General features: G+C 70.6%; 1 protein-coding gene. It reads right to left on the bottom strand.

Annotation, left to right across the window (positions count from 1 at the left end):
• The coding region (locus tag E6R62_RS39280; protein ID WP_168714344.1) for an NAD(P)-binding domain-containing protein at positions 1–447 on the bottom strand (447 nt) is incomplete at its 3' end.
• Positions 448–503: the final 56 nt, after the last annotated feature.

Genomic DNA, 503 nt, shown 5'->3' on the forward strand with positions numbered 1-503 from the left:
CTCCGGCCGCGGCGGCCGCAGCGCGTCGAAGATCGGCTGCGCCTTGGCGACGTCGTCCTTGGTGCCGCCGACCATCAGGGCGTAGCCGTTCTCCAGGCCCCAGACCCCACCCGAGACGCCGGCGTCGATGTAACCGATGCCCTTCTCGCGGCACATCACGTCGTGCACCTGGTCGTCGGTGTACTTGGAGTTGCCGCCCTCGACGATCACGTCGCCCTCGCTGAGCAGCCCGGCGAGCTCCTTGACGGTGGCCTTGGTCGGCTCACCCGAGGGAACCATCACCCAGACGACCCGCGGCGCGGCCAGCGCCTCGATCAGGGCGGGCAGGGTCTCCACGTCCCGCTTGCCGGGTGAGTGGTCGTAGCCCACGACCTCGTGCCCGGCCCGGCGCAGGCGCTCGGCCATGTTGCCGCCCATCTTGCCCAGCCCGATCAGTCCCAGCTGCACGACGTCGTCCCCTCTCGGCGGTTCTCGAAACTCGGTCCCTCATCGTGCTGGCCGGG

Source organism: Streptomyces sp. A1136, assembly GCF_004795055.1.
Taxonomy (GTDB): Bacteria; Actinomycetota; Actinomycetes; order Streptomycetales; family Streptomycetaceae; genus Streptomyces.